The organism is Amantichitinum ursilacus (assembly GCF_001294205.1).
Lineage (GTDB): Bacteria > Pseudomonadota > Gammaproteobacteria > Burkholderiales > Chitinibacteraceae > Amantichitinum > Amantichitinum ursilacus.
This window is the reverse complement of the sequence record NZ_LAQT01000005.1, coordinates 138,518-146,384: the sequence shown is the minus strand read 5'-3', so window position 1 is coordinate 146,384 and position 7,867 is coordinate 138,518. Positions and strand designations below refer to the sequence as shown.

Genomic DNA, 7,867 nt, shown 5'->3' with positions numbered 1-7,867 from the left:
CTCTTGATGGCTTTGCCAGGTGGGTCACGACCCACCCTATAACTGCTCGGATTAGCCAGGCATAGCGTGGGTCCATGACCCACCATTCAAAGCCGCCGATGTGCACCTCGCTGGTCGAAGTTCCCGCTTTGCCTGGCGCCCTTGACTCACAAAGCAAAGCTATTTGATGAGAATCGTTTCGTATCAAATCTCTTGATGGCTTTGCCAGGTGGGCCACGACCCACCCTATAACTGCTCGGATTAGCCAGGCATAGGGTGGGTCATGACCCACCATTCAAAGCCGCCGATGCGCACCTCGCTGGTCGAAGTTTCCGCTTTGCCTGGCGCCCTTGACTCGCAAAGCAAAGCCATTTGATGAGAATCGTCTGGTATCAAATCTCTAGATGACTTTGCTTGGTGGGTCACGACCCACCCTATGCATGGTGGACAAATCGCCGGTAGGGTGCGTTACCCGAAGGGCAACGCACATTTTCGGGCCAACGGCCCCGGCCCCGTACAGGGCCAACCTAGCATCCATGGCATAACCCAGCGGCACCCGCCCCCCAACGCGAACAAAAAAAGGCCTTCCGAAGAAGGCCTTTTCCCATGGTGTGCCAGAGAAGCCGGACTTAGAAGTCCATGCCGCCCATGCCACCCATACCGCCGCCGCCCGGCATGGCCGGTGCGTCGTCTTTCGGCAGCTCAGCCACCATCGCGTCGGTGGTCAGCAGCAGACCAGCGATCGATGCAGCGTGTTGCAGCGCCGAACGGGTTACCTTGGCCGGGTCCAGCACGCCGATGGCAACCAGATCACCGTATTCGCCGGTGGCCGCGTTGTAACCGAAGTTACCGGTGCCTTCCACCACGCGGTTAACCACAACGCTCGGCTCGTCGCCCGCGTTGGCCACGATCTGACGCAGCGGTGCTTCAATGGCTTTCAGCACGATCTTGATACCAGCGTCTTGATCGGCGTTCAGGCCCTTCAGCTCGCCCAGGTTGGCACGGGCACGCAGTAGCGCAACACCGCCGCCAGGCACAATGCCTTCTTCCACTGCAGCGCGGGTGGCGTGCAGGGCATCTTCGACGCGGGCTTTCTTTTCTTTCATTTCGACTTCAGTTGCAGCGCCGACCTTGATGACCGCAACGCCGCCGGCCAGCTTGGCCACGCGTTCTTGCAGTTTTTCACGGTCGTAATCGCTGCTGGCTTCTTCGATCTGGTTGCGGATCTGGCCAACGCGCGCCTTGATCGCATCTTCCGAACCGGCGCCGTCGATGATGGTGGTGTTTTCTTTACCCACTTCGATGCGCTTGGCCTGGCCCAGCTCAGCCAGCGTGGCTTTTTCCAGCGTCAGGCCGACTTCTTCGGCGATGACGGTGCCGCCAGTCAGAATGGCGATGTCTTCCAGCATGGCTTTACGACGATCACCAAAGCCCGGCGCCTTGACGGCCACAGTCTTCAGGATGCCGCGGATGTTGTTGACCACCAGGGTAGCCAGCGCTTCGCCATCCACATCTTCAGCGATGATCAGCAGCGGGCGGCCCGACTTGGCCACTTGTTCCAGCACCGGCAGCAGATCACGGATGTTGCTGATCTTTTTGTCGAACAGCAGCACAAACGGATTGTCCAGCAGGGCAATCTGTTTTTCCGGGTTGTTGATGAAGTACGGGCTCAGGTAGCCGCGGTCGAATTGCATACCTTCAACCACTGCCAGTTCGTCTTCGAGGCCGGAACCGTCTTCAATGGTGATGACGCCTTCCTTGCCCACTTTGTCCATCGCTTCAGCAATCTTGGCGCCGACGATTTCGTCGCTGTTGGCCGAGATGGAACCGACTTGTGCGATTTCCTTGCTGGTGGTGGTCGGCTTGGCGATCTTCTTCAGTTCTTCAACCAGAGCGATCACAGCCTTGTCGATACCGCGCTTCAGGTCGGTCGGGTTGAAACCGGCGGCCACGTACTTCAGGCCTTCGTTAACAATGCCTTGCGCCAGAACGGTTGCGGTGGTGGTGCCATCGCCGGCGATATCGGAAGTCTTGGAGGCAACTTCTTTAACCAGTTGCGCGCCCATGTTTTCGAACTTGTCTTTCAGTTCGATTTCTTTAGCAACCGACACACCGTCCTTGGTGATGGTCGGGGCGCCAAAGCTGCGCTCCAGCACCACGTTACGGCCTTTCGGGCCCAGCGTTACCTTGACTGCGTCGGCGAGGATGTTGACGCCGGCCACCATACGGGCACGGGCGGAATCACCGAACTTGACTTCTTTAGCTGCCATTATTTGTTACTCCTGCAAATCTGGAAGGGTATAGCGGGGTACTACGCGACTGCCGCAACGGGCAATCAGCCTTCGAGTACACCGAAGATGTCTTCTTCGCGAACAACCAGCAGTTCTTCGCCATCCACCTTGACGGTCTGGCCGCTGTATTTGCCGAGGATGACCTTATCGCCAACCTTCACCGACAGTTCACGCACAGAGCCGTTGTCCAGCACTTTGCCAGTGCCAACCGCAACAACCTCGCCCAGATCAGGCTTTTCTGCCGCGGCGCCCGGCAACACGATACCGGATGCGGTTTTTTCTTCGGCTTCTACACGCTTGATCACAACGCGGTCATGCAAAGGACGGATCTTCATCGTTCACTCTCCTGTTCAGAAATCCTGAGGCCATGAAATGTTAGAGGGGCCTGCAAGGCCCCGTTAGCACTCCCGGCTAACGAGTGCCAATAATAGTGATGGACTGTTACCTTTTCAAGGCCGGAAAGCGTTTTTGTTCCGGTGCCGCAGGCGCGCGTTCGACGTTAAAAGCTGATAGGCGTGCATTTATGGCGATGGCTGTTCCTTAACCTGTGAACGCGGCACGCCCGGTCTAACGGCTTTGATGGGATTGTCTGGCTGCGCTGCTGACGCAGTGGCCGCCCTTGCGGTCGGCATCTCTCGCCCCGTGATGAAGACCTTTTCCGGCAGCTTGAAGTGCCGTAATTGCAGGATTTCCAGCGGCCCGCTGCCCGCCAGGGTACGCAAGGCGTAACGCAGGTGGACGTTGTCTTCCAGTGTCCAGTCGATGCGCCAGCGGGCGCGGTCAACCTGCTCCAGTCTGGCTTTGTCGAGCAAACGGATAAAGCCCCAGGTACCGGCAAATTGCTGGTCGCGGTATTGCATGCCGTCCAGCATGTCCCAGGTCAGACTCCCGCCGGAGGCAACGCTGGCGGAATTATCCGGCACGCCGGGCCAGTTGAAACGCTGCCATTTCTGCCGCTGATTAAAATAGTCCAGGGTCTGGCCATCAATGGTCAGTTTGCTGTCGGTCAGTTTCGGGTGGCCTATCGCCATCAGGTCAAAACGGTACTGCGCATGGCCTTCGGCATAGAGACGGCTCGACAGCCTTGAGAGCATGTTGATGGCGTTAAGGAAGTCGGTGTTGAACCTGAGCGATTGCGCATACAAGGGATTGGGTACCCACTGGTCACCTTGCAATTCCAGAATGCCGCCGAGCCGGGTTTTGACGAACTGGGCGATGCTGCCTTGCGGGGCAATGAAACGAGCCAGTTCCGGCAGGCCGACTTCGTTGTCGGTGTCGTTGAACGGGAAGCGACCGCCGACTGCGCTGTTGAATGGCGCCCAGACGCTTTCGCGCCACAGGCTGTTCAAACTGGCCGAGGCCGGTTGCATCAGCGTGCGCCAGGATTGATCCACGGGCCGCAGAAACAGGTTTTCGCCCATCCCGGCATAATCGCTGCCGAGACTGGCCGCAACCCGCCCGGCATAGTTCTTCGCATCAATCAATTCACTGGCGTTGCCCTGGAACAGACTTTGGGCGAGTTGTCGGGCGAAGGCGTCATGGTCGGTGGCGGCGTTGACCTGGTGCAGCACCAGACGCGTGGCGCTGACCCAATCCAGATAGTGCTGCAGGCTGATGACGTTATCCGTGCCCGCCTGTGCGGCGATGGTGCCAGCTGTGCCGGCACTGCCATCAGCGAGCAAACCCAGCCGCAGGATCGGGCCAAAGGTTTCGGTCAGCGGCCCGATTTGCACTACTTGGCCTGTGGTCAGGGCCGGATCGGCGTCTTTGGCCTTGAAGGCATTCCGGGCTTTGTCGACCAGCGAATCGGCCAGACTGCGCTGCTGCATGCCCGCCTGAGCTTGCCAGGCAATGGTCTTGAGCAGTGCCGCCAGCGGCGATTGTCGGGCATCGGCGTAGATGCGCAACTGGTCAGCCGTACCGGATAAGCCAGCCTCCGGCACCCAATTAAGACGGTTAAGAAAATTTTGCCAGGCGTAACCAAAATCGGTGAAGTAGCGCCGGGTGAGGCTGGCCTGCAGGTCTTCGGGTTTGACCGTGTTCTGGTTAGTCATCTGGCCCAGCACCCAATCGCCTGTGGTCACCGCTTGTTTCGACAGTTGCACAATAGCGTCACGCACATAACCGTCGTAGGCCTGGCGCGTGAATGTGCCAGGCAGCCGCCCTTGCACCGACCAAACACTTCGCGAATCACGACCGCCCAGTAACTGCCCCATCGTCGGATCGGGATAACGCGCTTTGGTGTCCGCCAGCAGCTGGTGGTATAGCGTGTCATCGGCCTGTTTCAGTTCGATCAGGCTGGATAGGGTCAGACGGGCGCTGAACAGGACATCGTCATCGCCGGTCAGTTGCCACTGCGGGTGCGCGGCCAGGTGTTTTGCGTAGAACGTCACCACCTGTTCAATCCCATCGACACTCAGCGCGGGCCGCACCACCCGCGCCGTTTTCGCCAGACGCGGTGCAAGGAATTCGGCATCGGCTCGCTGGGCCTGTGACAGCATGAGCCAGGTTTTGAGGGTGTCGTAACCGTATTGGCCGATGTGGTCGGGGCCAACGGCTTTGTCGCCCGTATCTGACGATTTGGGGGCAGTGGACGCGGTGGTTTGCGTATCAAGATCAGCACTGCTCAGCGGTACGCCGTTGAGTACCTTGAGCTGCAATGCCAGTTGCTGCTGCACCGGCTGGATCAGCCATTTGTTGGTCGCGTCGCCATACGGTTTCCACATTGCATCCAGCAACCGGGCATCGTGATTCAAGCCCAAACGCGCCGTCCATGGCGGCCCGTGCTTGATATGCGCTTCCAGCAAGGCCATGTCGTTCTGCACGGTGATCAGCGCCGGGAATGCGGTTTCAAGGTTGGATGCGGATTGCAGATTTGCCACATCGGCGTGGACCCGTGCGATCAGGGCACGGTTCTGCATGTACGACAGCGTCAGCCCGACGCACAGCACCACGCCACTGATGGCTACCGCATAGCAGAACCAGTCAAAGCCGGTCAGCTTAAGCCGGGGTCGGGCAGCGCGGGTGAACGTGCGCAACCATGCCGCTGGCAAGGTGACGTTCATCCCGGCATTGCGTGCGCTTTCCTGCAAGAAGACATCGGTGTTAGCGCTGTCCGCTTTGTCATTGGCGGCTGCAACAGCAGCGGTCGGCACAGGCGTAAACCACAGACCAGCCAGCATCTGGCGTCGATGCAGGTTGTGCGCAATCTGGCTGACCCACAGCGCCAGCGCTTCAAGCTGCTGCTCCAGAAACCGCGACAACCCCGCATCAAAATGCGCTTTGCGCTGTTCGATTAGTGCGGGCAACCCGGTTTGTGTCAGCGGCTCAACCAGTTGCTGCAGCGATTGACTGACTCGCCCGGTACTGGCTGCGGCCGCCGGCAGTTGCACCAGGATAGGCGCGGCCTCTTCCGTGCGCTGGCCCGGGACTGCGGGAGACAATAAGACCTGCACCGGCAGCGCAAAACCGCAGGCACTGGCCAGTCGTGCCAGCGTATTGCCGTACGGGGTGTCGCCGTCACTGACCAGCACAATGCCACTGGCCGGTTTACGCACTGAGCCGCGTAAATGTCGCCAGCCTGCCGCTGGCACGATGGCTTCATCACCGGCCCACACCAATACCGCCTGTTTCGTATCGAGCCAATGTTGTTCCACCAGATACGGGAAGTGCGCTTTGACCAGTTGCTGCGAACCCGTGACCAGCAGCCACGGTTTCTGGCGCTCCAGCCATGTGTACTGTGATCGGAGGTGCTGGTGCAGGGGCCGGAAGGGGTCGGGCCTCGGTGCGTACTTTTGCGGATTTTCCTTGCGGTCCCGCGCGGCATCCTGCTCGGCGATCAAACCCAGTGTGGACAGCCGCATCAGGAAGGCGACCAGGCCGTACAACAGCAACGATACAGCCCATATGGCGGGCAACATCCACCACAGCCGGTCGCGGTGCCCGGCCAGCCAGGACAACTGGTCTGCATAGCACCAGGCAAACGCACCGAAGACCAATACACACACCGTGATGCCCAACAACCAGTACAACAAACGCGCGCTGGCAGACACGGAAAGGATATCCACGCCGGAGACGGCGGCAGGATCAGGTTTGAGCGGGAGATTCATTCGGAACAATCACACCGATAACCGGTATGCCTGAAGTGTCTGCGGCCATCCAGCCGCAGGCAGATTGTTGTTGTCGGGCGACCAGCGCCGCGACGGTGAGCATGGCCGGTGCTGCCAGCGCGCCCGGATCACCAAAAAAAGGCGCCTGCACGAAATTCATGGCGGCCCACTGCGCCGCCTGCAGTGGCTCGACCGCATCCTCGTCTAGCACCACGGCCTGCGCGGGTGGCTTGGCGAGATCGGCGTAGGCCATCACCTGGGCGCAGGCATCGGCCACAGCCTCGCCTTGGTCCGCGTTCACCGCTTCACTGCGGTGCATCCGAACCACGCCGCCGTCGCTGCCCAACAGCCAGGCAAAGGCGACTTCACCCGCAGGAAGCGGACTGTCAGTCACCGCAGCGGGGCTCGACACGCCCGCGCAGAGAATGCGTCGTACCGAAGGTACTTGTGCATGCAACTGGTCGAAGGCCTGGTCCAGCGTGGCCATGCCTGACCAAGGTAGCGTTGTTTCCGGCAGGATCAGCGGCGCCGCGGCCAGACCATCCCGAAACGTCGCCCATGCCACAGTGTCACCCGACCAGTACACCTGGCTGATGACGGCGGACCTGGTGTCGATACCTTGTTCCTGGAGTGTCTGCACCAGTTGCCGCGCCAGCGCGCGGGCCAGCCGTTTCTGCCGGGTCGCTTCGGTTTCCATCAGCGCCTGTTGCCAGCGCACCACCTTGACGGTCTGTTTGGGATCGCCGGGGTGTTTGCCGTCGATGGTCTGAGTGGTTTCCCGCGCCGGGGTTGCCGTACCCATGGCCAGCGCACGCAGTTTGTAAGGGGTATCGCCAAACGGGCCAATCAGGGCCAGCGCCTGCAAGCAAACCGGTTTTGAGCGCGCAGCCCACCAGACCTGTTGCCGCAGTGCGACCATGCGGTCGTAGTCCGCCTTGTTGTTGCGCGCAGCAAAGAACCACCACTGGCGAAACGCAAACGCCACCAGCCACAGACCGGGTGCCGCGATGGTCGAATACAACCAGAACTCAAGCCCGCGCGCGGATTTGCCAGTGGGCCACAACTGCACAGTCAGCAGCGCACCCGCGGCAATCATGAACGGCAGCACCATCAGCCAGCGACGTTTTATCGGCGCACCCGGTACCGGATGCGTCTTGTAGTACGGTGGCCGCTTCAAGACGCGATACCCACATCTGGCAGTGAACTCACCAGCGTGCAGCCGCAGTCGCAATGGTGACCATCGAGTGCCACTGCAGCGCCACCGACGCGGGTCATGGTGGAGCCTTCACGAATGCGGGTCAGGCCATGCTTGTTGCACACTGCCGCGTCGCCCACCCGTGCGGGAGGCCGGCCGAAGATCTTTGCGCCCGCCCACGCGCTGGTCACCTGGCCACCATATTCGCGCAGCGTGTCGCCCAGGCGGATTAGCTTGCGCATGGTCTGGCCTCCACCCATGCGGCACGCACCATCAAACCAGGTTGCTGTTCA

5 protein-coding genes are annotated in these 7,867 nt (G+C 60.4%); all 5 read right to left on the bottom strand.

The features are described from left to right. Positions 1–608 precede the first annotated feature (608 nt). Positions 609–2,249 (bottom strand): chaperonin GroEL, encoded by a 1,641-nt coding sequence (gene groL, locus WG78_RS08010; protein ID WP_053937277.1) that lies wholly within the window; start codon positions 2,247–2,249, stop codon positions 609–611. A gap of 65 nt (positions 2,250–2,314) precedes the next feature. Continuing rightward, the gene (locus WG78_RS08005; protein WP_053937276.1) at positions 2,315–2,605 is read right to left on the bottom strand and encodes a co-chaperone GroES; all 291 of its coding nucleotides are present in this window, start codon (positions 2,603–2,605) and stop codon (positions 2,315–2,317) included. A 186-nt stretch (positions 2,606–2,791) separates the two neighbouring features. Further along, on the bottom strand, positions 2,792–6,379 hold the full coding sequence (locus tag WG78_RS08000; protein ID WP_053937275.1) for an ImcF-related family protein: 3,588 nt from the start codon (positions 6,377–6,379) through the stop codon (positions 2,792–2,794). Then, positions 6,357–7,556, bottom strand: coding sequence for a KPHS_23130 family T6SS system protein (locus WG78_RS07995; protein WP_505578007.1), 1,200 nt, complete (start codon positions 7,554–7,556; stop codon positions 6,357–6,359). The genes WG78_RS08000 and WG78_RS07995 overlap by 23 nt, the downstream gene beginning before the upstream one ends. Next, complete coding sequence (locus tag WG78_RS07990) at positions 7,553–7,816, bottom strand: PAAR domain-containing protein (protein WP_053937273.1); 264 nt, start codon at positions 7,814–7,816, stop codon at positions 7,553–7,555. The genes WG78_RS07995 and WG78_RS07990 overlap by 4 nt, the downstream gene beginning before the upstream one ends. Between the last annotated feature and the right edge of the window lie 51 nt (positions 7,817–7,867).

Bases quoted from the DNA above. Each gene is read 5' to 3' on its own strand.
- groL (WP_053937277.1), bottom strand. From the start codon at position 2,249: ATGGCAGCTAAAGAAGTCAAGTTCGGTGATTCCGCCCGTGCCCGTATG.
- WG78_RS08005 (WP_053937276.1), bottom strand. From the start codon at position 2,605: ATGAAGATCCGTCCTTTGCATGACCGCGTTGTGATCAAGCGTGTAGAA.
- WG78_RS08000 (WP_053937275.1), bottom strand. From the start codon at position 6,379: ATGAATCTCCCGCTCAAACCTGATCCTGCCGCCGTCTCCGGCGTGGAT.
- WG78_RS07990 (WP_053937273.1), bottom strand. From the start codon at position 7,816: ATGCGCAAGCTAATCCGCCTGGGCGACACGCTGCGCGAATATGGTGGC.